The sequence below is a fragment of the Roseovarius amoyensis genome (assembly GCF_003260265.1).
GTDB classification, from domain to species: domain Bacteria; phylum Pseudomonadota; class Alphaproteobacteria; order Rhodobacterales; family Rhodobacteraceae; genus Roseovarius; species Roseovarius amoyensis.
In genome coordinates this window covers 33968-59941 of sequence record NZ_QITQ01000005.1, presented here as the reverse complement: position 1 = coordinate 59941, position 25974 = coordinate 33968, and the positions used below count along the sequence as shown (strand labels likewise).

General features: G+C 67.8%; 16 protein-coding genes. 9 read left to right on the top strand and 7 right to left on the bottom strand.

Features of this window, described 5'->3' with window-relative positions; all coding sequences use genetic code 11:
- The first annotated feature begins 171 nt into the window (after positions 1–171).
- Genes DL899_RS06390 through DL899_RS06360 form a run of 7 tightly spaced genes read left to right on the top strand, consistent with a single transcriptional unit; the run spans position 172 to position 16535 of the window.
- Entirely contained in the window at positions 172–6651 is a 6480-nt protein-coding gene (locus tag DL899_RS06390; RefSeq protein ID WP_111733161.1) for a type I polyketide synthase, read from the top strand.
- A gap of 5 nt (positions 6652–6656) precedes the next feature.
- The gene (locus DL899_RS06385; RefSeq protein ID WP_111733278.1) at positions 6657–7664 is read left to right on the top strand and encodes a glycosyltransferase family 2 protein; all 1008 of its coding nucleotides are present in this window, start codon (positions 6657–6659) and stop codon (positions 7662–7664) included.
- A 2-nt stretch (positions 7665–7666) separates the two neighbouring features.
- Positions 7667–12286 (top strand): MupA/Atu3671 family FMN-dependent luciferase-like monooxygenase, encoded by a 4620-nt coding sequence (locus tag DL899_RS06380; RefSeq protein WP_111733160.1) that lies wholly within the window; start codon positions 7667–7669, stop codon positions 12284–12286.
- On the top strand, positions 12283–13014 hold the full coding sequence (locus DL899_RS06375) for a 4'-phosphopantetheinyl transferase family protein (RefSeq protein WP_111733159.1): 732 nt from the start codon (positions 12283–12285) through the stop codon (positions 13012–13014). The genes DL899_RS06380 and DL899_RS06375 overlap by 4 nt, the downstream gene beginning before the upstream one ends.
- Positions 13015–13045: 31 nt before the next feature.
- On the top strand, positions 13046–14002 hold the full coding sequence (locus tag DL899_RS06370) for a hypothetical protein (protein ID WP_239494627.1): 957 nt from the start codon (positions 13046–13048) through the stop codon (positions 14000–14002).
- Complete coding sequence (locus DL899_RS06365; RefSeq protein ID WP_111733158.1) at positions 13999–15699, top strand: hypothetical protein; 1701 nt, start codon at positions 13999–14001, stop codon at positions 15697–15699. Before DL899_RS06370 ends, DL899_RS06365 begins: the two co-directional genes overlap by 4 nt.
- Complete coding sequence (locus DL899_RS06360; RefSeq protein ID WP_111733157.1) at positions 15696–16535, top strand: glycosyltransferase family 2 protein; 840 nt, start codon at positions 15696–15698, stop codon at positions 16533–16535. The genes DL899_RS06365 and DL899_RS06360 overlap by 4 nt, the downstream gene beginning before the upstream one ends.
- A 6-nt stretch (positions 16536–16541) precedes the next feature.
- Here the strand turns inward: DL899_RS06360 and DL899_RS06355 are convergent, their stop codons facing one another.
- The gene (locus DL899_RS06355) at positions 16542–17753 is read right to left on the bottom strand and encodes a glycosyltransferase (RefSeq protein WP_111733156.1); all 1212 of its coding nucleotides are present in this window, start codon (positions 17751–17753) and stop codon (positions 16542–16544) included.
- Between the two features lie 152 nt (positions 17754–17905).
- Here DL899_RS06355 and DL899_RS06350 point away from each other — a divergent pair, with 152 nt between their 5' ends.
- Positions 17906–19273 carry an oligosaccharide flippase family protein gene (locus tag DL899_RS06350; RefSeq protein ID WP_111733155.1) on the top strand — a complete coding sequence of 456 codons (1368 nt, stop codon included), beginning with the start codon at positions 17906–17908 and terminating at the stop codon, positions 19271–19273.
- 22 nt (positions 19274–19295) lie between these two features.
- On the opposite strand, the gene DL899_RS06345 is transcribed toward DL899_RS06350, so the two are convergent.
- The 3 genes from DL899_RS06345 to DL899_RS06335 all read right to left on the bottom strand — a co-directional run bounded on the left by DL899_RS06345 (position 19296) and on the right by DL899_RS06335 (position 22277).
- The gene (locus DL899_RS06345; protein WP_111733154.1) at positions 19296–20570 is read right to left on the bottom strand and encodes a GumC domain-containing protein; all 1275 of its coding nucleotides are present in this window, start codon (positions 20568–20570) and stop codon (positions 19296–19298) included.
- Positions 20571–20630: 60 nt separating this feature from the next.
- On the bottom strand, positions 20631–21326 hold the full coding sequence (locus tag DL899_RS06340) for a CpsD/CapB family tyrosine-protein kinase (protein WP_111733153.1): 696 nt from the start codon (positions 21324–21326) through the stop codon (positions 20631–20633).
- A gap of 183 nt (positions 21327–21509) precedes the next feature.
- Positions 21510–22277: a sugar transferase gene (locus tag DL899_RS06335; RefSeq protein ID WP_111733152.1), complete on the bottom strand. Its 768-nt coding sequence runs from the start codon at positions 22275–22277 to the stop codon at positions 21510–21512.
- A 512-nt stretch (positions 22278–22789) separates the two neighbouring features.
- Here DL899_RS06335 and DL899_RS06330 point away from each other — a divergent pair.
- Positions 22790–24067 (top strand): NAD(P)/FAD-dependent oxidoreductase, encoded by a 1278-nt coding sequence (locus tag DL899_RS06330; protein ID WP_239494626.1) that lies wholly within the window; start codon positions 22790–22792, stop codon positions 24065–24067.
- Positions 24068–24075: 8 nt separating this feature from the next.
- On the opposite strand, the gene pcaG is transcribed toward DL899_RS06330, so the two are convergent.
- From pcaG to pcaC, 3 genes are read right to left on the bottom strand one after another with little or no spacing between them, the layout of a single operon-like run.
- Complete coding sequence (pcaG, locus tag DL899_RS06325; protein WP_111733150.1) at positions 24076–24696, bottom strand: protocatechuate 3,4-dioxygenase subunit alpha; 621 nt, start codon at positions 24694–24696, stop codon at positions 24076–24078.
- Positions 24696–25424: a protocatechuate 3,4-dioxygenase subunit beta gene (pcaH, locus tag DL899_RS06320; RefSeq protein WP_111733149.1), complete on the bottom strand. Its 729-nt coding sequence runs from the start codon at positions 25422–25424 to the stop codon at positions 24696–24698. Before pcaH ends, pcaG begins: the two co-directional genes overlap by 1 nt.
- Positions 25421–25807: a 4-carboxymuconolactone decarboxylase gene (pcaC, locus tag DL899_RS06315; protein ID WP_204355262.1), complete on the bottom strand. Its 387-nt coding sequence runs from the start codon at positions 25805–25807 to the stop codon at positions 25421–25423. Before pcaC ends, pcaH begins: the two co-directional genes overlap by 4 nt.
- Between the last annotated feature and the right edge of the window lie 167 nt (positions 25808–25974).

The window sequence follows — 25974 nt, the reverse complement described above, 5'->3', positions numbered from 1 at the left end:
AATTGTCGCGGCAACATAGCCTTTCCCGCAATACGGGTACTATTGATTATTGTTTATTTTCAAACGGTTGGAATTTGACCTTCGATATGACGCTACAGTTGAATAGCCTCAGGGCACCCTCGGATGCGATGCTTTGCGCTGGCAATTCGGGTCACTTCGCAAGGGGCAGTAATGAGTAACCGGCATTCGGACGCACGGGAACAAGAGGCTATTGCCATCGTCGGCATGGCGCTGAAGGTGCCTGGCGCCCAGTCTGTCGATGACTACTGGCGCAACCTGGCGGCGGGCGTCGAGAGCATCGAACGCCTTGACGAGGCCGCGCTCAGGGCCGCGGGCGAAGAGCCCGAGGTCATGGCCGATCCCAACTATGTGCCCGCCGCCGCACGGCTGGACGGTTACGACCATTTCGATGCCGAATTCTTTGGCTTCGGGCCCAAGGACGCCGCCATCCTCGACCCCCAGCACCGCAAGTTCCTCGAAGTCTGCTGGGAGGCGATGGAACAGGCCGGGCGCGTGCCGTCGCGCGCGGGCAACAATGTCGGCGTCTTCGCCGGCTGCGGCATGGGCACCTATTTCTGGTCCAACATCTGTTCCAACCCCGACCTGGTCGAGGATGTGGGCACGTTCCTGTTGCGCCACACCGGCAACGACAAGGATTTCATGTCCACCCGCGCCAGCCATGTGTTCGACCTGACCGGCCCCAGCCTGGGGTTGCAGACGGCGTGTTCGACCTCGCTCGTGGCGGTGCATTACGCCTGCGAGGCGCTGCGCGCGGGCCAGTGCGACATGGCGCTGGCGGGCGGATCGACCATCGAGCTGCCGCAGGGGCGCGGCTATGTCTTCAAGGAAAACGAAATCCTGTCGCCCGACGGGCATTGCCACGCCTTCGACCACCGCGCGCAGGGCACGGTTTTCGGCAGCGGCGCGGGCGTCGTGGCACTGCGCCGCCTGTCGGATGCGCTGGCCGATGGCGACCCGATCTGGGCGGTCATCCGGGGGTCCGCCGTCAACAATGACGGCGCAGCCAAGGCCGGCTACCTGGCGCCCAGCGTCGACGGGCAGGCCGCCGCCGTCGCCCGCGCGATCGAGGACGCCGGTATCCCCGCCGACACCATCGGCTATGTCGAATGCCACGGCACCGGCACCTACCTGGGTGACCCGATCGAGGTGGCCGCCCTGACAGAGGCCTTCCGCCGCAGCGCCACGGGCAAAGGTTTCTGCCGCATCGGGTCGGTCAAGACCAATATCGGCCATCTCGACACCGCCGCCGGTGTCGTCGGGCTGATCAAGGCCAGCTTGGCGCTGCATCACGGGGCGATCCCGCCAAGCCTGAATTTCGAGGCGTCCAACCCCGCCATCGACTTTGACACCAGCCCGTTTCGCGTCTGCGACCGGCTGACCGAATGGCCGGCAGGCGATGCGCCGCGCCGCGCCGGGGTCAATTCGCTGGGCGTCGGGGGCACCAACGCCCATGTCATCCTTGAAGAGGCACCAGCGCGCGCCGCATCCGAGGAATCGGACTGGCCTTTTCATGTGCTGTGCCTCTCGGGGCAGAACAAACCCGCGCTTGATGCCAATGCGCAGGCACTGGCGGCGCATCTGCGCGCCAACCCCGACCAGCCGCTGGCCGATGTCGCCTATACGCTCAAGACTGGGCGCGCGGCATTTGCCCATCGCCGCGTGCTGGTGGCCGAAACCCATGAAGAGGCCGCAAACCTGCTGGAAAGCGGCGATCCGCGCCGGGTCTTCACGCACAAGCCCGCCGGCTCCACGCCGGACGTGGTGTTCATGTTCCCCGGTGGCGGGGCGCAATATGCCGGCATGGCGCGCGACCTTTACGAGACCGAGCCGGCCTTTGCCGAATGGATGGATCGCGGGCTGAAGCATCTGCAAGGCCAGATCGACCATGACATCCGCGCACTCTGGCTGCCGGACCCGCAGGCGCGCGAGGCGGCCGAGGCCGCGCTCTTGCAGCCCTCCGTGCAACTGCCGCTGATCATGATCGTGGAATACGCCTTGGCGCAGCTCTGGATGTCGTGGGGCGTGCGCCCCGCCGCGCTGATCGGGCATTCGATGGGCGAAAACACCGCCGCCGCGCTGGCCGGGGTGATGCGGTTCGAGGATTGCATCGACCTGGTGCTGCTGCGCGGGCGGCTCTTTGACCGGGTGCCGCCGGGGGGAATGCTGAGCGTACCGCTGCCGCAGGCCGAACTGGAGGCCCTGATCGGCCCTGACCTGGACATTGCCAGCGTCAACGCGGACGGGTTGTGCGCCGTTTCCGGCCCGAACGAGGCGCTGGAACGGTTGCAGGCCACGCTGGCCGCGCGCGAGATAGAATGCCAGCGCGTCAACATCGACATCGCGGCGCATTCGCGCATGCTCGACCCGATCCTGCCGGAGTTCCGTGCCTTTCTCGACCGGCTTGACCTGTCGCCGCCCGAGATCCCGTTCATCTCGAACCGCAGCGGCGACTGGATCACCCCGGAGGAGGCCACCGACCCCGCCTATTGGGCCGGGCAGTTGCGCCACTGCGTACGTTTCGCCGACGGCATCGCAACGCTGGCTGAGAGGCCTGATCGGGTGTTCTTTGAGGTCGGGCCGGGACGGGCGCTTAGCTCGCTGGCGCGGATGCACGGCTCTGTCAGCCCCGACCGGGTGCTGAGCGCCCTGCGCCACCCCGACGACAACATCGCCGACGACAAGTACCTGCTGGCGACGGTCGGCCGGTTCTGGGCCACCGGGGTCGAGGCCGACTGGCAACAGGTCTGGGGCGAGGCGCGGCGCAACCGCGTCGTCCTGCCGACCTACGCCTTTCAGACCGCGCGCTATTTCATCGAACCCGGCACCGCACAGCAAGGGGCCGGAACACCGGCCCTGGCCCGCAGCGACGACATTGCCGACTGGGGCTATCGCCCGGTCTGGCAGCCGCGTTTCGCCGCTTGCGACGCGCAGACGCTGGCGGCCTCTGGCGGCGATGATCCGCAGACATGGCTGGTCTTTGCCGACGACACCGGCATTACCGACGCGGCGGCGCAGCGGCTGACCGCCGCCGGGCATACCGTCACCACCGTGCGCCCCGGCGACTGTTTCGCCAGGGTCGGGGCGGATGCCTATCGCCTGGCCCCCGACCAGGGGGGCGAGGGATATGCGCAACTGATGCAGGCGCTGGCGGGTGATGGCCGCTTGCCCGGGCGCATTCTGCATGCCTGGCTGGTCACGGGGGATGAAACGTTCCGCCCCGGCAGCGATTTCTATACCCGCAACATGGAACACGGGCTTTTCAGCCTGACCCACCTGGCGCAGGCGCTTGAGGCGGTTGAACACCCCGAACAGGTGCACATCACCGTGCTGACCACCGGCGCGGCGCGGGTCACGGACGAGGCATTTCCCTATCCCGAAAAGGCCACCATCGCCGGGCCGGCGGGGGTAATTCCCCGCGAATTGCCGGGGGTGACGGTCGCAACTCTGGACATTCCGCAGCGGGCCAACGCCCCTCGCCCCGGCCTGCTGTCCCGTCTGCGCGGGGCGGCGACGGACACCCCCGGCACCATGCCCATCGACGCCCTGCTTGAGGATCTGCTGGCCGATCCCGCCACCACCACCGCCGCTTGGCGCGATGGGCGGCGCTATGAACAGGAATGGAAACCCGCGCCGCTGCCTGCCGTGGGGACAGGCGACAAGCCCGTCCTGCGCGACGGCGGCACCTACCTGATCACCGGCGGACTGGGCGGCATCGGGCTGAGCATCGCGCGCGACCTCGCCCGCCGTCACAAGGCCAACATCGTGCTGGTCTCGCGCAGCCCCCTGCCCGAACGGGCAGAGTGGCAATCCGTGCTCGACACCCATGCCGACACCCATCCCACCGCCCGCCGCATCCGCGCCCTGCAGGAAATCGAGGCGCTGGGCGGAACGGCGCGCGTGGAGCGGGCTGATATCTGCGACATCGAACAGATGCGCCAGGCGGTCGACAGGGCGCGCGCGGCATTCGGCGCGATCCACGGGGTAATCCATGCCGCCGGCGTGATCGACGATGCGCCCCTGCTGGGCAAGGAGGTGGCGGATATCGAGCGCGTGCTTGCCCCCAAGGTGCATGGGCTGCGAGTGCTTGATGCCCTCTTTCCCGATGGCGCGCTCGACGTGATGATCCTGTGTTCCTCGACCAGCACCGTCACCCGGCCCGAGGGGCAGATCGACTATGTCGCCGCCAACGAATACCTCAACGCGTTCGCCCGTGCACGCAGCGGTGGGGAAACGCGGGTTCTGGCCATCGACTGGGGCGTCTGGGCCGAGGTCGGCATGGCCGCGCGCATGGCCGCGCAGCAGGCAGGCGGCGACGCGCCCGACTGGACCCCCGCCGAAGCGCCGCTGATCGACGCGGTGGCACAGGATGCCGACGGCACCCGCCGCGCGCGGCTGACGCTCGACCCCGGCAAGGATTGGGTCGTCGATGAACACCGCACCGCCGCCGGGTTTGCCGTCATGCCCGGCACCGGCCTTGTCGAACTGGCGCTGCAATCGCATCTCGCCACCGGTGGCGCGCTGCCGGTGGAACTGGACGACATGGTCTTTCTGCGCCCGCTCGACCTGCCCGGCGACACGCCCCGCATGGTCGAGATCCGCAGCCGTGACGAAGGCGGGCAGACCCGGCTGGAAATCCGCGGCACCGCCCGCGTCGAGGGGCGCGAGGGGCTGGTGCTGAACGCGCAGGCCCGGCTGGCCCGGCCCGCTGGCGCGCCGCCCGCACCGCTGGACATCGCCGCGCTGGACGGGTACTGTGGCACGCCTTCAATCCATACGGATACGAATGGTTTTACCTCGCCACAAGAGGCGCATCTTGCCTTTGGCCCGCGCTGGCGGGTGGTGCGCGAGGCCCGGATCGGCCGGGCCGAAGGGCTGGCCCGGCTGGCGCTGCCCGACAGTGCGCGCGGCGACCGTGATGCCGGTTTCACCTTGCACCCCGCCATGCTCGACCTTGCCACCGGCTGGGCGATGGAACTGATCGAGGGGTATACGCCGGACCGGCTGTGGGTGCCGGTCGGCTATGGCCGTGTCCGGGTCTGGCAGGTGATGCCGGCCGAAATCATCAGCCATGTCAGCCTGCGCCCCGAGACCGATGGCGGGGCCGGGGTGGCAGCATTCGACGTGGTGCTGGCCGCACCCGACGGCACCATCATCGCCGAGATCGAGGATTTCCAGATGCAGCGGCTGGCAGGTACGGCCACGCTGGAATCGGCGCCGATTACCTCTGCCGATGACGTGATTTTTTCCGATGGTGCGCCAACGCGTGCGCCCGGCGCGGCCGACCGGCAGATGCAACGCATGCTGGCGCTGGGCATCCGCCCCGAAGAGGGGGCCGAGGCGCTGAACCGCGCGCTGGAACGGACCGACGCACAGATCGCCATCTCGCCGGTGGCCCTGGGCGACCTGATCCGCCTTGCCGACACGCGGGAACCCGAGCGCCAGTCGCAATCCTTCGAGCGGCCGCAGCTTGACGCCGATTATGCCGCGCCCGAGACCGAAACGGAAAACCGCCTCGCCAAACTGTGGGAAGGGCTGCTGGGCATCAACCCGATCGGCATTCACGACAGCTTTTTCGACCTGGGCGGGCATTCCCTGCTGGCGGTGCGCCTCTTTGCCGCCGTCAAGCGCGAGACGGGTGTGCAACTGCCGATCTCGGTGCTGGTCGAGGCACCGACCATCGCCGCGCTGGCCGCACTGATCGACACGCGCGGCGGCCGCATTGCGACAGCCGCCAGGGGTGACGAGCCGGAAGCCACGGAACAGGGCCTTCGCCATGCGGTGGCGCTGAACGGCGGTGACAAGGCGGGGCGCACGCCGCTATTCATCGTCGCGGGGATGTTCGGCAACGTGCTCAACCTGCGCCACCTGGCACTGTTGATGGGCGACCGCCCGGTGTACGGGCTGCAGGCGCGCGGCCTGATCGGCAGCGAAGCCCCGCACGAGACCATCGAAGAGGCCGCCGCCGCCTATATAGAGGAAATGCGAACGATCCAGCCGAAGGGGCCCTACCTGGTCGGCGGCTTCTCCGGTGGCGGCATCACCGCATATGAGATTGCCCACCAGCTGCGCGCCCAGGGCGCCGAGGTGGCGATGCTGGTGATGCTGGATACCCCCCTGCCGGTGCGCCCGGCGCTCAAACCCGTCGACAAGGCGCTGATGAAGCTGCACGACATCCGCCGGGGCGGGCCGGGTTACCTGTTGGAATGGGCGCGAAACCGCTGGGCCTGGGAAAAGGCCAAGCGCGCGCGCGCCGCCGGGCAAACACAGACGGATGACGACGGGGGCTTCAACAACCGCCGGATCGAGATGGCATTCCGCGGCGCGGTGGCGCGGTACGAGTTGCGCCCGTGGGATGGCCCGCTGGCGCTGTTCCGCCCGCCGCTCGACCGGCATTGGAAGGTATCGGGCGGCAACTGGGTCAGTACCGAGCGCGAGTACGTGTTCGAGGATAACGGCTGGCGGCGCTGGGCACCGGCGCTGACGGTGATCGAGGTGCCGGGCGACCATGACAGCATGGTGCTGACGCCCAATGTCAGCGTGCTGGCCAAGCATATCGACAGCCTCATCCACGAGGCCGAAACGGGCGCACCGGCGACCATTGGAACGGCCCCCCTGGCCGCGGCGGAGTGAACTATATGACCGAGCCCACCGTTCTGACCATCATCCTGAACTTCCGCACGCCCGAGCTGACGCTCAAGGCGCTCGACGCGGCGGTGCGCGAGATGGCCGGCGTCAGCGGCGAGATCGTCGTCGTCGACAACGCCTCTGGCGACGATTCCTGCGCCGTCCTGTCGGCGGCGATCGAACGCAATGGCTGGGGCGCGAACGGGCGCGTGCGGCTGCTGCAATCGGCCCGGAACGGCGGCTTTGGCGCCGGCAACAACTTTGCCATGCGTGCCGGGCTGTCGGATGGCAGCCAGCCCGATTTCTATTACCTGCTCAATTCCGACGCCTTTCCCCAGCCCGGCGCGATCCGCAACCTGCTGACCTTCATGCGCAGCAACCCCGGCGCCGGCATCGCGGGCAGCGCCATCACCGGCACCGATGGCACGCCCCACCATACGGCATTCCGCTTTCCCACCGTCGCGGGCGAGCTGGAAGGCGCGGCGCGTACCGGCATCATCACCCGCGCACTGAAAAACGCCGTCATCCCGCTGCCGCTGCCGCGCGAGAATTGCGCGGTGGACTGGGTCGCCGGGGCCTCGGCCATGATGCGGCGGCGGATGCTTGATGAGATCGGCTTCTTCGACGAGACGTTTTTTTTGTACTTCGAGGAGACTGACCTTTGCCTGCGCGCCGCCCGCGCCGGGTGGCAAACCTGGTATGTGACGGACAGCCTGGTGCTGCACGAGGGGTCATCCTCGACCGGTATGAAACGCTGGACCCGCACGCCGCGATACTGGTTCGACTCGCGGCTGCATTATTTCACCAAGAACCACGGCCGCACCTATGCCCTGTTCGCCACACTGGCGCGCGCCGCCGGGGGCACGCTGTGGCGGCTGCGGGTGGTGCTGACGGGCAAACCGCTGCTCGACCCGCCGCATTTCCTGCGTGACCTCATCGTGCACACGGCCCGCAACATCGCCCGGCCGGCGGCGCACGCGGCCACACCCCCAAACCCCGATCCCGTGATGGAGGATTAGTAATGACGAGTTTTTCCTGTGTACTGGTTGGCGACGATTCCCTCCTTGCCGGTTGCGGCGGCCTGCTGGCCGAGCGCGGCCACGAAATTCGCGCCGTGGTCACGCGAAACCCGCAACTGCGCGACTGGGCCACAGATCACGGTATTGCCCTGCATGACACGCCCGAGGCACTGCACACGAACGGGGTGGACGGGTTCGACTGGCTGTTCAGCATCGCCAACTTGACGGTCATTCCGACCGACATACTGGCGCTGGCCAAGCGGGGCGCGATCAACTTTCACGACGGGCCGCTGCCGGGCATGGCGGGGCTGAATACCCCCGTCTGGGCACTGCTGGAAGGGGCGCAGACCCACGCCGTCACCTGGCACATGATGGAGGCCGGTATAGACACCGGCGACATCCTGGCAACGCGCGAGGTGGCCATTGCCGGGGACGAGACCGCGCATTCGCTGAATTCCAAGTGCTACGCCGCCGCGCTCGACAGCTTTGCCGCGCTGGTGAGCCAGATCGAAACCGACGCCCTGTCGCCCCGGCCACAGGGACACATCGGGCGGCGCTATTTCGCGGGCACCAAGCGGCCCGCCGGGGCAGGATACCTCGACTTTACCCGCCCGGCGGCAGAGCTGGCGCAGATGGTGCGCGCGCTCGATTTCGGCGGCTACTGGAACCCGCTGGGCCTGCCCCGACTGCTGGTGGGGAACGAGACATTTTTCGTCCGCGAGGCACAGCTTGACGGTGTCGCAGGCGAGGCCGCGCCGGGTGAAGTGACCGAGGTTTCGGACGACAGCCTGCGCGTGGCCACGCCGGACGGGACGCTGCGCCTGTCGCGGATTGTCGATGCCACGGGCCAGGCTACCGCGCTGCACGACCGGCTGGAAACCGACGACACCCTGCCAACGCTTGACGCGGCGCAGGCGGCAGAGGCGCAAGAGGTGGCCGAGCGGCTGGCCCGGCGCCAGGGCTTTTGGCGCGCGCGGCTTGAAAAGGCGCAGCCGGTGACGGTGCCGCTGGCCACCGCTACCGACGCCGCGCCTGACTGGACCGGCGAAACCGTGGCGCTACCCGCTGGGCTGGGGCTTGAGGCGACGGTTGCGATCCTCGCCGCGTGGGCACTGCAGAGCGCGGGACAGGACGCCGGTGATGTCGCCTATGTTCCCGCCGAATTGGCCGACGCCTGCGCGCGCGAGCCCGCCATTGCCACGCCCTGGGTGCCGCTGGGGCTGAGCGCCGATGCCGACACCACGCTAAAGGCCGCCGCCAATGCGCTGACGGCCGAAACCGGCGCGGCAAAAGATAACGGCGGTTTTTCCGCCGACCTGCCGCTGCGCGACCCGGCGCTGACCGGGCTGCACGCCCCGCAGGTGGCGATCACCGAGGGGGCAGAGCCCCCCGCCGGCGCCGTCATTGCCGCCATCCTGGGCGAGGATGGCACCTGTACGCTGAAATTCGACCGCGCCCGCCTGGATGACGATGCCCGCGCGCTGCTGCGGACCCGCCTCGACGCCATGATCGAGCGCGCCACCGCCACCCCGCCCGAGACACTGCGCATGGCCGATCTGCGCGCGCTGCCACAGGGCGAACGCGACCGGCTGATCCATGACTGGAACGACAGCGGCGCGGATTACGATGCCAGCGTGACCATTCACCGCGCGTTCGAACTTCAGACCGCCCGCACGCCCGACGCCACCGCGCTGGTGTTCGAGGGTCAAAGCCTCAGCTACGCGGAACTGAACGCCCGCGCCAACCGCGCCGCGCAGGCCCTACAGGCCGCCGGGGTGGGGCGCAACGTACATGTCGGGCTGTGCCTGCGGCGCTCGCTCGACCTGGTTGTCGGGGCGCTGGCAATCCTCAAGGCCGGCGGCGCCTATGTGCCGCTCGACCCCGACCACCCCGCCAGCCGGCTGGAACACGTCCTGCGCGACAGCGGCGCGCGGGTGGTGCTGGCGCATGGCGCAACCGCCGACCTGCTGCCCGACACCGGCGCCAAGATCCTCCGGATGGAAGAGACCGCCACCACCGATGCAGGCGATGTCGATGGCGGCAGCGGGCCGGACGACCTAGCCTATCTGATCTACACCTCCGGCTCGACCGGCCAGCCCAAGGGCGTGATGGTCACCCATCGCAACGTCGCCAACTTCTTTTGCGGCATGGATGCGCATATCGACCGGCCCGAGGGCGCGGTGTGGATGGCGGTCACAAGCATCGGCTTCGACATCTCGGTGCTGGAACTGTTCCACACCCTCGCGCGCGGCTTCAAGGTGGTGATCGCGGGCGACGAAACCCGCGCCGCCGTCTCAAACGCACCGATCGCGGCCAGCGGGCGGCCGATGGATTTCTCGATCTATTTCTGGGGCAACGATGACGGGCCGGGGCGGCAGAAATACGAACTGCTGCTCGACGCCGCGCGCTATGCCGACGCCAACGGCTTTGCCGCCATCTGGACGCCCGAGCGGCATTTCCACGCCTTTGGCGGCCCCTATCCCAACCCGGCCGTGTCGGGTGCTGCCGTGGCGGCGGTCACCGGCAACATCGGTGTGCGCGCGGGCAGCATCGTCGCCCCCCTGCACCACCCCGCCCGCATAGCCGAGGATTGGGCGGTGATCGACAACCTGACGAACGGGCGCGCGGGGCTTGGCATGGCCTCTGGCTGGCACCCGCATGACTTTGTCCTGCGCCCCGAGAACAGCCCGCCCGACAACAAGCGTGCCCTCTTCGACGCGCTGGACAAGCTGCGCCGGCTTTGGCGGGGCGAAGCGGTGGAATTCCCCGACCGCGACGGCAAGATGATCCCGGTCAAGACCCTGCCGCGCCCGGTGTCAGAGGCACCGGAATGCTGGGTCACCATCGCCGGCAACCCCGACACCTGGCGCGAGGCCGGCGAACACGGCGCGCATGTGCTGACCCACCTGCTGGGCCAGTCGATCGACGAGGTGGCGGAAAAGATCAAGCTCTACCACGCGGCGTTGCGCGGGGCGGGCCACGACCCCGCCGATTTCAAAGTCACCCTGATGCTGCACAGCTTCATCGCCGAGGACCGCGAAACCGCGCGCAAGGTGGCGCACGGGCCGATGAAATCCTACCTGGCCAGCGCCGCCGGCCTGATCAAGCAGTTCGCCTGGGTCTTTCCCGCGTTCAAGCGGCCCGAGGGGGTGAATTCGCCCTTCGAGATGGATCTCGACACCCTCGAAGCGAGCGAGGTCGACGCGATCCTGGAATTTGCCTTTGACCGCTATTTCGAGGAGTCGGGCCTCTTCGGCACCGTCGAAGATGGCGTCGCGCGGGCCGAGCAGCTCAAACAGATCGGCGTGACCGAAATCGCCTGCCTGGTCGATTACGGCATCGAGCCGCCGCTGGTGATGGAGGGAATCACCCGCCTGAAACAGGTGATGGACGCCGCCAACGCGCCCGCCAGCCTGGCCGATGACGATTTTTCCGTCGCGGCGCAGATCATCCGCCACGGGGTGACGCATCTGCAATGCACCCCCAGCATGGCGCGTATCCTGACCGAAAACGACGAGGCCCGCACCGCCCTGCGCGGCCTGCGGCAGTTGCTGATCGGGGGCGAAGCATTTCCCGCCGATCTGGCCGACATGCTGCGCGGTGCGACCGGCGCGCGTATCCTCAACATGTACGGCCCGACCGAAACCACCATCTGGTCCGCCTGCCACGAGGTGCGCGCAAACGATCCCGGCCCTATCCTGCCCATCGGCGGCCCCATCGCCAACACCCGCCTATACGTTCTGGACGAAACCGGCGCGCCGGCACCCATTGGCGTGCCGGGCGAGCTGTGCATCGCCGGTAACGGCGTGGCGCGCGGCTATTGGCGCCGTGACGATCTGTCGGCGGACCGCTTTGTCCCTGACCCGTTCGGCGACGGCACGGCGCGCATGTACCGCACCGGCGACATCGCCCGCCGGACGGCGGATGGTGGGCTGGAGTTCCTTGGCCGCAACGACCACCAGGTCAAGATCCGCGGTCACCGGATCGAGCTGGGCGACATCGAGGCCGCACTGAGGTCTGCCGCCAGCGCCACCGAGGCGGTGGTGGTGGCGCGCAAGACGCGCACCGGCGACCTGCGGCTGGCGGGCTATTTCACCGCCCCGCGGCCGGTGGACGAGAATGCGCTGCGCGCCCGTCTCAGGGCGACGCTGCCAGAGGCGATGGTGCCGACCGACTTGATGCAGATCGACGCCATGCCGCTGACTCCCAACAAGAAGATCGACCGCGCCGCTCTGCCCGAACCCGCGCGCAAGCCGCGCCGCGCGGCGGCGCAGCCGGTCAGCGCCGCCGATGCCTCGGACACCGAACGCCGCATTGCCGCGATCTGGACCTCGGTCCTGGGCGTGTCCCAGATCGGGCCCGGGGACAACTTCTTTGATCTCGGTGGGCATTCGCTGCTGGCGGTGCAGGCGCATCGCGGCATACGAGAGGCCCTTGCCCTGCCGACGCTGGCGATCACCGACATCTTTCGCTTTCCGGTGCTGCGCGACCTGGCCCGGCACATCGACGGCAGCGGCGGCGGCGCACCCGCCCCCGCACCCGAGACGGACGAAAACGAGCGCGCCGCGACGATGTCGAAACGCCGCGCGATGCGGGCCGGTCGCGAAAGGCAGCCGTCATGACCGTCGCCGGAGCAATCATTCCGACCACGAGGCTGGAGGACACCATTCGCGCGCTCTTTCCCCGGCCGGTCGCGGTGGCGGTCACCGACCCGACAGCGCCGCAGCCGGTCGCCTTTGCCGCCGAGACGCGCGCCATCGCCTCTGCCCGCGAAAAGCGCCGGCACGAATTTCTGGCGGGCCGCGCGGCGGTGCAGGCGGCGATGCGGCAGATGGGCCAGCCGCCGGTCGCAGTGCCGGCAGGGGCCGACCGCGCGCCGATCTGGCCGGATGGCCTGACCGGCAGCATCTCGCACAGCGACAGCCTTTGCGCGGCGGTGCTGGCGGATACGCGCAGCTTTCCCGCCCTGGGCATCGACATCGAACCCGCCGAGCCGCTGGCGCCGGATCTGGCGCCCGAGATATGCACCCTGTCCGAACGCGCCTGGCTGTCGTCCCAGCCCGAGCCGGGGCGCGGCCTGCTGGCAAGGCTAATCTTCAGTGCCAAGGAGTGCGCCTATAAATGCCAGTACACGCTCAGCCGCACGATGCTGGAATTCACCGACCTCGAAATCACCGCCGACCTGGAAACCGGCCAGTTCGAGGCGACGTTCCTGCGCGCGGTTCCTGCGTTCGAACAGGGTACGCGGCTGTATGGCCGGCACATGACCGCCGACGGACATGTCATCACCGGCATTGCCGCCCGGCAGATGGCCGCAGCACCGCAGGAACGGCGGCTGTCCCCGTGGTAAACCCTGAGCGGGGGCTTGACAGATGCACAGAATGGCCAACCGGATGACTCTGCTGGCGGGTATAGTGGTGCTGATTGCCGCAGCGGCAATAATGTGGGCGGTGTCTGCGCGTCCCCAATCCGGGGCGCAGGCGGTGCGAGAGATATACACGCGCCCGGCCCCGCCACCACCGGTGGGGAGGATGCGCGTCTTTCACCTCGGGCACAGCCTGGTCGGGCGCGACATGCCGGCGATGCTGGCCCAGCTTGCCGGCGCCGGACACAGGTATGAAAGCCAGCTTGGCTGGGGCACATCGCTGAAACACCACTGGGAACCGGGCGAAGAGATCGCGGGCTTTGCCGACGAAAACGACCACCCCCGCTTTCGCCCCGCGCGAGAGGCGGTCGCGTCGGGCGACTACGACGCCGTGATCCTGACCGAGATGGTCGAGATCCGCGATGCGATCAAGCATCATCAAAGCGGGCGCTACCTGGCCCGCTGGGCGGCGCTGGCGCGCGATGCCAACCGCGAAACGCGCGTGTATCTCTATGAAACCTGGCACCGGCTGGACGACGCAGAGGGCTGGCTGACCCGCCTTGACCGCGATCTTGACCGCTATTGGAAGGGCACGTTGCTGGCCGCCGACATCACCCGCAACGCCCCCGCCCGCCCCGTCTACCTGATCCCGGCGGGGCAGGTGATGGCGCGTTTCGTGCGTGAGGTCGAGGCGCAGCGCAGCAGCGGCGCAGTCAGGTCGCGCGACGACCTTTTCCAGCGGCGCGAGGATGGCAGCACCGACCCCATCCACCTGGGCGACATGGGTGCCTATCTGGTGACGCTGACCCACTACGCCGTGCTCTACCAGAAATCGCCCGTGGGGCTGCCCCGCCAACTGCGCCGCGCCGACGGCACCCCGGCACAGGCCCCGGACGCGGCCACCGCCGAGTTGATGCAGCGCATCGTGTGGGAGGTGGTGACATACCTGCCCGAAACCGGGGTGCGGGGATGATCCGGCGCATCCTGCTGATACTGGCGCTGGTGCTGAGCGCGCTGCCGGCAGCGGCGCGCGAGGGGGCAGGCGGCTTTCCACTGGCGATGAACCTTGCACCGGTGCGCGACTGGAGCAGCGAACAACCCTTCATCGACGTGATGAAGACCGCCCGGCGCTGGATCGGGCACAAGCCGGGGCAATGGGGCGGGGTGAGTTACGATGAACTCGCCGCGCTCGGGGTATTCGACGAACATGGCTGGCCGACCAGGATACCCGACGACCTGTCCTCGATCGGGACGCTGGTGCTGACCGACCTGCCGGCTGACGCCGAAATCCATGCAGGCCGCTATGTGCTGCGCTTTGACGGGCAGGGCATTGTCGAGGTCTCGGGCGCGGTGCGCAACACCCGCTACGGGCCCAACAGCGTGACCTTCGATTTCGTGCCCGGCGGCATGGTCAACGTGAAGATCCAGCGCACCGATCCCGGCAAGACCGGCGACTATGTGCGCAACATCACCATCATGCGGCAGGACCACGTCGATGCCTTTCAGCGCGGCGAGGTGTTCAACCCCGACTGGCTGCACCGGATGCAGGGATTTGCTGCGCTGCGGTTCATGGACTGGATGAAGACCAACGATTCCACCCAGGGCGACTGGGCCGACCGCCCCCGTGTCGATGACTATTCCTATACCCTTGCCGGCGTTCCGGCCGAGGTGATGATCCGCCTCGCCAACGAGCTGGGCGCGGCGCCGTGGTTCTGCATGCCGCATCTGAGCGACGACACCTATCAGCGCGCCTTTGCCCGGCTGGTGGTGGAAACGCTTGACCCGCGGCTGAGGGCCTATGTCGAGTTTTCCAACGAGGTCTGGAACTGGCAGTTCGCCCAGGCCGACTGGGCCGAGGCCCAGGCCCGCGCGCGCTGGGGCCAGGAATGGAAGTGGCAGGTTTTCTACGGCATGAAATTCGCCCGGATGGCGCGCATCTGGGCGGATGAATTTTCCGGTGATCGCGACCGCCTGGTCACGGTCATCAGCACCCAGACGGGTTGGCTTGGGCTGGAAAAGGCCATTCTTGAGGCCCCGCTCTGGGTGGCCGAGGACATCGATGCCAACACCCCGCCCCATGAACTGGCCGACGCCTATGCCGTGACCGGCTATTTCGGCGGCTTCCTGGGGGCCGAGAAAAGACACGCCACCATTCGCTCATGGATCAACCACAGCCGCGCCGAGGCAGAGCGCACCGGCCGCGCCCAGGGCCTGACGGGCGAGGCGCTGGCGGCGCATGTGGACACGCACCGATATGACACCGCTACCGAACAGGCCATCGCGGCGCTGACCGGCCCGGGTGCGGCGGGCAGCAAGTCTGACACGATGGATTACCTGCTGGGCACCATGCTGCCCTATCACGCCGAGGTCGCGCAGCGATACAACCTCGACCTGATCGCCTATGAGGGCGGCGGCCATGTCGTGGGGCTGGGGGCGCAGCTTGGCGACGAGGACGTGACCGGGTTTTACACCCATCTCAATTACACCCCCGAAAAGGCCGCGCTTTACGACCGTCTTCTGACCGGATGGGGCGATCTTGGCGGCGGGATGTTCGCGCTTTTCAACGATGTCTCGACCCCCACTAAATGGGGCAGCTGGGGCCATCTGCGCCACCTTGGCGACGAAAACCCGCGCTGGCAGGCTATTGAGCGGTTCAAGGCAGCACCATGACGGACGCCCCCCTTGCCTCGGTTATCATCCCCGCCAGTAACGAGGCGGGCTATATCGGCGCGTGCCTGAAGGCGGTGCAGGCCACCGACGGGGCCGCGCCGTTCGAGACCATCGTTGTCGCCAATGGCTGCACCGATAACACCGCAGAAGTGGCGCGACAGGCTGCCAAACGACTGTCCCGCCCCGACAGGCCGGTGCGCGTGCTGGAAACGCCCGAGGGCGGCAAGCCCGGCGCGCTGCAACGGGGTGACGAGGCGGCCGAGGCACCGATCCGCATCTACCTGGATGCCGATGTGACGGTGGAACCGGGGCTGATCCCGGCGCTGATCGACGCGTTGCAGGGCGGGGATGCACGCTATGCCAGCGGCGTGCCGGTTGTCGCACCGGCGCGCAGCGCGCTGTCCCGTGCCTATGCGCGATTCTGGCAACGCCTGCCATTCGTGTCCACCGGTGTGCCGGGCTTTGGCCTTTTCGCCGTCAACACCGCCGGACGCGCGCGCTGGGGGGAATGGCCCGATATCATTTCCGACGACACCTTTGCCCGGCTCAACTTTGCCCCGTCTGAGCGGCTACAGGTGCCCCACCGCTATGGCTGGCCCATGGTCGAGGGGTTGGGCCCGCTCATCCGCGTGCGCCGGCGGCAGGATCGGGGCGTGCGCGAGATCGCGACGCTCTATCCCGAACTCCTGCGCAACGGCGACCATGTACCGGGTGCCACCCTGCAAAAGGCCCTTGCCGCGCTCCGCGATCCCGGCGGATTTGCCATCTATGCGCTAGTGGCGCTGTGCGTGCGCCTGCCGATACCCGGCAGTGGCGGCTGGGCGCGCGGGCGCTGAATGGTGTCAGCCGCCCGATATGGCCTGCCGGAAATGACCGGCAAGGCGTTCCGCCTCGCGGTACATGTCGTGCCGCTCAAGCACCCGTGCGCGGCCGGCCTGCCCCATCTCGGCACGCTCCTTTGGCGGCATTTCGGCCAGCGCCCGCACCGCCACCGCCAGCGCGTCGGCGTCGCCGGGCGGCACCAGCCAGCCGGTCACGCCGTGCTGCACCAGCTCGGGGATGCCCGCGACCCAGGTCGTGATCACCGGCCGGCCCGCCGTCATTGCCTCCATCACCACCATGGGCAGGCCCTCGGCAAAGCTGGGCAGGATCAGGGCGTGGCAATCCGCCAGCGCGGCCCGCACGCCAGCCTCGTCCTGCCAGCCGGCCAGGGTGACGTGCCGTTCCAGCCCGCGCGTGGCAATCTCGGCCTCCATCGCGCCGCGCAATTCGCCATCGCCGAGAATGCGCAGATCAAGCCCCGGCAATTCGTCCTTCAGCCGTTCCATCATCGGCATCAGCACAAGCTGGCCCTTCTGTTCCGCCAGCCGGCCGATGGTCACCAGTTTCGGCCCGCCGGGGGGCATCGGCGCGGGCTCGGCAAAAGCCTCGGGGTCGATACCGCAATGCACCACCTTGATGCTGTCCCAGCGATCATGCGGCAGCCAGCGGCACAGCTGGCTGCGCCCGAAGCTGCTGATCGCAACGGTAAAGGCAGCCTCGGCCATCTTGGGGCCAAGCGACAGCGCGGCGGGCGCATCGAATTCCTCGGGCCCATGGACGGTGAAACTGTAGCCCGGCCCGCCCAGCCGGTGCACCAGCATCGCGACAGCGGCGGCGTTGGTGCCGAAATGGGCGTGCATGTGCTGACAGCCCCCGCGCCGGACCAGCAGCAGCACACAACACGCCTCGGCCAGGTAAACAAGGTGCCGCAGCCGCCCGAGGGGCGAGGCCGCACCCATCGCCAGCGCCCCGCGCAACGCATGGGCAAAGCGGCCCGGACGGGACAGGGCGACGCGCAGCACCGCCCCCAGCAGGCGCAACGCCCCGGCACCCAGCACATATTGCGTGCGCCCGGCCTCGGCCACGTCCAGCGGGTCGGCCAGCGGCAGGGTGTTGCGCCGCATGGCGATGCGCGTCACCTCGACGCCCAGCCGCTCCAGCCCCGCCAGCTCGCGCCGGATGAAGCTGTGCGAAGGTTGCGGATAGGTGTTGAGGATATAGGCGATCTTCACATTGCCACCCTGCCCGGCCGGTTTCGGCCCACGCTACAGGGGCCGGACGCGCAAGGAAAGGTGCTGCTGCGCTCTGCCCCTCTCCTGCGGCGTTGCATAGCGTATTCCGTATGCTCTAGCGTGGCGACGATCATCAGGGCGGCGACAAGATCATGAGGCGCATCGCAAATCTTTTTCGCGGCACCGAGCTGACCGCGCGCCTCGTGCGCTCGACCTCGTGGGTGGTGGTGGGCTATGGCGCGTCGCAGGCGATCCGGCTTGGCTCCAACCTGATCCTGACCCGCATCCTGTTCCCCGAAGCGTTCGGCATCATGGCGCTGGTGACGATGGTCACCGTGGGGCTGATGATGTTCTCCGATGTCGGCATCGGCCCGGCCCTGGCCCGCAGCCCGCGCGGCGACGACCCTGCCTTTCTGGACACCGCATGGTCGATCCAGGTGATGCGCGGCACCGCGCTGTGGCTGGTGACGGTCGCGCTGGCCTATCCCTTTGCCGCGCTTTACGAGCATCCCGCGCTGGCGCTCTACCTGCCGGTGGCGGGGTTGTCGCTGGTGGCGACCGGGCTGAGGCCCACGCGGGTCGAACTGGCGCGCCGGCACCTGACGGTGGGGCGGGTGACGCTGCTCGATATTTCCAGCCAGGTTCTGGGGCTTTCGGTCATGGTGTTGCTGGCGTTGTGGACGCAATCGGTCATGGCACTGGTGCTGGGCGGGGTGCTGACCAACGTGCTGCGTTGCGCGATGATGTGGGTGGGGCTGCCCGGGCGGCACGACCGTTTCCGCATCGAGGGCACGGCCCTGCACGAGCTGCTGCATTTCGGCAAATGGATATTCCTCGGCACCGCCTTCGGCTTTGTCGGCGCACAGGGGGACAAGGCCGTTCTTGGCAAGCTGCTGAGCCTCGATACACTGGGCATATACAATATCGGCTTTTTCCTCGCCACCTTTCCGATGGCGTTGGGGCAGTCCGTGGCGCAGGATCTGCTGATCCCGGTCTACCGCAACCGCCCACCGGCGGCATCGGCGGAAAACCGGCGCAAACTACGGCGCATGCGCGTGCTGCTGACGTCAGGGGTGTGCGCACTGCTGCTGGCGATGGCCTATGTCGGGCCACCACTGGTGGCGCTGCTATATGACGACCGCTACCTGGCCGCCGGGCCGATCGTGGTGCTGCTGGCCTGCGGACTGCTGCCGCGCGCCATCGGCATGAGCTATGATCAGGCGGCACTGGCTGCCGGGGACTCGCGGCGCGTCTTTTTCTTTAACGCCACCCGCGCCAGCGCGCAGATCGCGCTGATGGTCGCGGGGCTGTACCTGTTCGGGCTGATCGGCGGCATCGCCTCGCTGGGGGTGGCGATGCTGGTCACCCACCCGATCCTGATCGCGCTGTCGCGCCGTCACGAGGCATGGGACGGGCTGCACGACGCTGTTGCCTTTGTCATCGTCTGGATGCTGGCAGCCGGCGCCATTGCACTGCACTGGGACGCGATCGCGACACTCGCGGCGGTACCGGTGGGCTGAGGCGGGCCTTCGCGCCGCTTTCCTATGCCGCCGGCCAGCGGCGGCGCCACAATCGCGTCAGCCGCGACAGGCGCCCGGGCCGGCGCGCGATGCTCCGATCCTCGGGGATGGTGACGACGGGGCCGAACCCCAGCTCACGTTCCATCACCGCCGCGCTGCGCACGACCGGGTTCATCACGTCCAGCAGATAGGCCAGCCCGATCGCCGCCAGCAGGCTGGCAAAGGCTCCCAGCAGGGCCGTCTTGGTGCGCGAGGGGGTCGAGGGGTAGTCAGGCCACGACGCCGGCTCCAGGACGCTCAACCGTTCCGACTGGCCCTCGGCCTCCAGCTGAAAGCCGATTTCGGCGGCCTTGCGGCTTTCGCTGACATCCTGCAGTTCTAGGCGCAGCGCCTCCATCTCGCGCATGTAGCGGGTCAGTTGCACCTGCATTTCGGGGGTGCGGGCGCTGGCCGTCGACACCTCCTGCAGGTTCCTGACCAGATAGTCGCGCTGTTCCGTCAGCCCGGCGAGGCGTTCCAGCAGGTCCGCACGCTGCTGCTGTTCCAGGCGGGTCAGGCCGGCCGTGTCCCCGATGCGGTCGATCTGGCGTTCCAGCACGACCATCTCGCGCTCGACCGACAGTATCTCGGCCCTCAGTGCCTCGATTTCGCGGTCCTGCGCGGCCGGGGGGCCGGCCTCGGGCATATCGTTGGTTTCGCGGAATTCGGCGATGGTTTCCTCAAGTTCGGCAAGCTGCTCTTTCAGCTTGCGTTCGCGCAGGGAAAAGAAGGTCAGCGTCTCTTCGGCGCGGTCCAGCCGCTTGTCACCCAGCATGGCGATGGTGCGCTCGGCAATCGCCGCCGCCAGCGCCTGAGCGCTTTCGCGGTTGCCCCAGGTGGCCGAAACCCGCACCAGCGACAGCGCACCGTCTTCGGTTTCGCCACCCCGCGCCGCGGCCACGCCCGACACCCTGACCGAGCTGCGCAGCAACGCCACCTTTTCGCTTTCCGCAAGGCCGCCAAGGTCGTCCAGAAGGCCCAGACGGCCGGCCACCGTCAGGATGGCGTCATGCGCCATGATCCGCTGTTCCACGGTCTGCAACTCGCGGGCATCGACCCCGATGACGGTAGGCGGTGCCAGCGCACCGGCCACCTTGGCCCCCTGCACCTGCAGCACCGCCATCGAGGTGTATTGATGCGTCTGCGACAGCGCGAACAGGAACGACGCCACGCAGCCCAGCAGCACCACCCGCAGGATCAGCCCCAGACGCCGGCGCAGCATGTCCCTGAACTCGTCAATCCACTCGGAAAGATCCATACCTGCCGTCCTGACCATTCAAAAAACCGATACACGGCCCATACGGGCCGCCACTTGCACTCAGACCTTGCCGCGCGGCGCCCGCCCCCGGTTCAGCACCACCCCCAGCAGCGTCGTGCGCCCTTCCAGCATCTGCCGGCAGCGGGCGACTTCGCGGGCGTGCGTCCGGGTTCCGTCGACCACCAGCAGCACCGCGTCAACCTGCGGCAGGAATGCCATCACGTCGTCATACTCCAGCAGGGGCGGCATGTCGCACAGCATGACATCCGGGGTCAGAACGCCGGTTAGCTCATCCAGCATCTCGACCGCGCTCTGGCTTTGCAGCAGCTCGGCCGGGTTTGGCGGCACCTCGGAATTGAGCGCAACGGCAAGGTTGTCGCCATGACGGCGCAGATAGTCCATCGGCGCAACCGCACCGCCCAGCAGGTCGGCGATGCGCTGTTCCTGGGTGTTTCCCAGGGCCGCGGCGACGCCGGGATTGCGCTGATTGAGATCCAGCAGAACCGTCCTGATATCGGGGATGGCGGCCATGCCCAGCGCCAGGTTGACGCTGACATATGTCGATCCGCACCCGCTGGTCGGGGCGGTGATCGCCAGTCGGCTACAGCCCTCGGCCTTCATCGCCTGCAAGAGCTGGGTGCGCAGCGCGTCGATGGCCCGGGTGACGGCAACCGGGCGTTCACGCCGGCGGCGCGCAACGTTCTGACCACCGCGCCAGGCGGGTTTCAGCATGTCCCAGTCGTCAAGCTCCAGCATAGCCGCCGGCAGTCGTGGTGCCGTTGTCGCAGGCAGCCCAGGCGCAGCCCCGGCATGACCTGAACGGGACAATTGCGCCGGATCATCGCCCGGGGTCCCTTCAAACATGGCCTTGTATCGCTCGAACATCATCCATCCATCGCTTGGGCCCGGTTTCCCGGGCCTACTGTGCCCCCTCCCCGATCAGCATCCAGTGCGCTTGCGTACCACACCGATCGTTCTCCACAAAATCCGAAGATCCCGCCCCAGCGACAGGGCAGCATCATAATCGGCGTCGTAACTCGCGCGCTCGGCGAACGAGCCTTCGTTGCGCCGGCTAACCTGCCAGTCGCCCGAAATGCCGGGGCGCAGCGCGAAATAGTGCGCCGGGTCGCCGTAAAGCGGCAATTGCTCGGGCAGCATCGGGCGCGGGCCGACCAGGCTCATATCGCCCTTGAGCACGTTCCAAAGCTGCGGCAGTTCATCCAGCGAGGTGCGGCGCAGGAATTCACCCACCCGCGTCACCCGCGGATCGTGGCGCAGCTTTTGCGTCACGTCCCATTCGCGCCTCAGCTCCGGGTCGGCGGCCAGGACTTCCTCCAGCCGCTGCTCGGCGTCGCGCTCCATCGTGCGCAGCTTGAAAATCGTGAAGCGATTGCCGCTGCGGCCCAGCCGCTCCTGCCGGTAAAAGGGATTGCCGCCCTCGACCGTCAGCATCAGCGCCGCGCCCCCTATCAGCGGCAGGTAAAGCGGCGCGAAAGCCAGCACCAGCGCGATGTCGAACGCCCGCTTGCCGAAGCGGCGGTAGATACTGCCAAGGCCACGCTGGCGGGCACCCGCCGGCGCCCCCGTTCCGAGGTGTGAGGGCGTGGCCGAGGTGTTCGCGGGATAGAACGTCGCCCCCAGCGACGCCTTGACGTCAAGGCGCGCGGAAGACCGTATCGAAACCGGATGGAGATAGACGTCGGACATTATTGCCCCAACTTCCTGCCGCGACCGACGGCGGTTACACATTTACCCAGCATCTCGGCGCCCGTCGGACGCCGTTCCGCACACATTCAATCCGAGAGGACTTCCCCAAGTTAGGCAGATTTTCGCCATGTTTCGGACACAAATCAACCTAGCTGAAGGCTTATACCGTTAAACTCACATTCAGGAAACATATTGTTTCCAAATATGAGATATTAGCCTAACGCACTGATTTATATTTTCTTATTTCTCCTTTTCGCCGCACCTATGCCCCTGGGACCGTTACAACGCTGCGGACCCCACCATATTGTCAACAAAGATAAACGACTCGAAATCGCCACATTGTCCACGTTTGGGCACCGACTCCACGGCACCGCGCGGCCCGATTCCCCATGCGCGTGCCTCGCCCGGTCATCGTCGGGGTCATAGGCGGGGTCATAGGCGGGGCTTGCGGCGGGGCCTGCCGGCCCTCTAGAACCGCTGATAAGACAGGCACGCGGCATCAGGAGGCGGGCGTGAACCAGGACCGGACCTTGTGGCGTGACACCGCGCGCGAAACTGCGCCAGAACAGCCTTTCAAAGGCGGGCCGGCGGTGGATCTGGCCGTGATTGGCGGCGGGTTTACCGGCTGCGCCGCCGCACTGGAGGCCACCCGCCAGGGCGCATCGGTCGCATTGTTCGAGGTAGGCGCCATTGGCGATGGCGGATCGGGGCGCAATGTCGGGCTGGTGAATGCCGGGTTGTGGCTGCCCCCCGACGCGGTGATCGCAGCCGCCGGGCAGGACGCTGGTATGCGCCTGCTCAATGCGCTGGCAGAAGGCCCGGCGACGGTTTTCGACATCATCGCGCACGAGGGCATAGACTGCGAGGCGACCCGCGCCGGCACCCTGCACCTGGCCCATGCGCCCGCCGGGCTGCGCGATCTTGAGTCGCGTTTTCGTCAGGGCAACCGGCTGGGCGCGCCCCTGCAGTTGCTGGACGCGGCGAAAACCGCGCGCCGCACCGGATCGGCGGCGTTTCACGGTGCTCTGCTCGATCCGCGTGCCGGAACGATCCAGCCGCTGGCCTATGCCCGGGGCCTGGCGCGGGCCGCGGCGGCGGCGGGCGCGCGCGTTCACCAGGGCACGCCGGTTCAGGATATCCGGCGCGACGGCGACGGCTGGGTGATCGGCGCCGGTGGCGACAACCTGCGCGCCGGGGCGGTACTGCTGGCCACCAACGCCTATCACCAGGGTGCGCAGGGCCTGGCAGCCCCGCGATACGCGGCCGTCTGCTACAGCCAGTTCGCCACCGCCCCCCTGCCCGAGGCGCTGCGCGCGCGGGTTCTGGCGGGCGGCGAGGGCTGCTGGGACACGGCAACGGTCATGTCGTCCTTTCGCATCGACCGCGCGGGGCGGCTTATCCTGGGGGGGATCGGCGATGTCGGGGGGCCGGCCAGCCCGGTGCATGCCGCCTGGGCACGGCGCAAGCTGCGGGCGGTCTTTCCCGAACTTGCGGACCAGCCATTCGAGCATGCCTGGAGCGGGCGCATCGCCATGACCGGCGACCACCTGCCAAAGGTATTGATGCCGGCGCAAAACGCGCTGGCGGTCTATGGCTATTCCGGGCGCGGCATCGCGCCGGGCACTGTATTCGGCACGGCGGCCGCGCGCACGCTGCTGTCAGGCGATCCGGCGCATCTGCCGCTGCCGGTGAGCAACTCGCACACTGAACGGCTAACCGGGCTGCGGCAGGTGGGGATCGAAACCGGCGCCGCGCTGATGCACCTTGCCCGGCCACGTCCCTTTGCCTGAGCGACGCCCTAGATGTCGAAGAACACCGTCTCGCGCTCGCCCTGCAGGCGGATGTCGAAACGATAGAGCGGCTGGCCCTCGCGCTCTGCCCGGCTGGCGATCAGGGTTTCGCGCCGGGCCTGCCATTCGATCATGCCCAACACCGGGTCGGCGGCGTTGGCCTCGGCCTCGTCCGGGAAATAAAGCCGCGTGCTGAGCCCGACATTGATGCCGCGCGCCACGATCCACAGGTTGAGATGCGGCGCCATCATGCACCCGTCGCGCCCCGCCACCGGACCGGGCTTGACCGTGTCGACGGCCCAGAGGCCGGTTTCGAAATCGGTGATCGCACGGCCCCAGCCGCGAAACCCCTCTTCGACCTCGCCGGGGTGTTCGGGATGCGCATAGATGCCGTCAGCATTGGCCTGCCAGACCTCGATCAGCGCATCGCGGACCGGGCTGCCGGTGCCGTCGATGACCGTGCCTTCGACCCGGATGCGGGTTCCCCTGGCGTGCGGGCCGACGATGTCGTGGCCCAGTTCGCCCTTGTAGATGTCGAACCCCGCCGCACCGGGGGCAAGCCCGATATGAACGTAGGGCCCCGCCGTCTGAGAGGGCGTTTCCTTGAGATATGGCAGCTTCTGCGGCATCAGTTCCCCTCCGGCCGGTTCTCGAACAGCGTCGCGCGCCGGCCGCGCAGCAGGATGTCGAACCGATAGGCCAGCGCGTCGAACGGCACTGCGGCATTCAAATCGAGCGGCGCGATCAGCCGCTCAACAGCCGCCGGGTCGGGCACCGCCTGCGCGATGGGGCAGCTGGCGATCAGCGGATCGCCCTCGAAATACATCTGCGTGATCAGCCGCTGCGTGAAGCCCGAACCGAACAGCGAGAAATGGATATGCGCCGGGCGCCAGGTGTTCGCCCAGTTGCGCCACGGATAGGCGCCGGGCTTGATGGTGCGAAAGGCATAGTTGCCCTGCGCATCCGAGATCGCCCGCCCACAGCCGCCGAAATCGGGGTCGATGGGGGCAAGGTAGCGGTCGTTGCGGTGGCGATAGCGCCCGCCGGCATTGGCCTGCCAGACCTCGATCAGCGCGCCGGGCACGGGGCGCGCGTTTTCGTCCAGCACGCGGCCATGCACGATGATGCGCTCGCCGATCGGGCTGTGGCCGGGACGGGCGTAATTGCTCAACAGGTCGGCATCGCCCTGTTCGATTTCGGAGGCGGCAAAGACCGGGCCGGTGATCTCGCTCATCGTCTGGTCGATGCTCAGCAGGGCCTGGCGCGGCGAACGGCTGACAGAGGTCTTGTAATCCGGCGCCAGCGCCGGCGGGTGCCAGCGGCGGTCGCGCTGATAATAGTCCGCGGGTCGGTTCATGTCTCTTTCTCCGCTTCCATCTCGGCATAGACCTGTTTGGCAATCTGCAGCGCGCGGTTGGCGCGCGGCACGCCGGCATAGATCGCCACATGTTGAAACGTCTCGGCCAGATCGCGCGCACTGGCGCCGGTGCGATTGGTGGCGCGGACATGCATCGCGATTTCGTCGAAATTGCCGGTGGCGGCCAGGATCGCCAGCGTCAGCATCGACCGTTCGCGCAGCGAAATCCCGTCGCTCGCCCAGACCGTGCCCCAGGCTGCCTCGGTGATGAGGGCCTGAAAATCCGCGTCCAGATCACCCTGCGCGGCTTCGGCGCGGGCAACGTGATCTTCGCCCAGAACGCGGCAGCGTATTGCGCGTCCGGTCTCAGACTTGTTGGGCATCGGCAACCTCCCTGTACGATGTCCAGACTGCGGCGCGGGGCGTGACAGTGCAAGAGGCTGGCAGAACATCGGCAAGGCTCCGCAAATCATGCACCACTAATTCCACTATATGAAATTCCATGTCGAAAATCGAAATCATTCAAGCTCTGAGACATGGAATTGCAGGG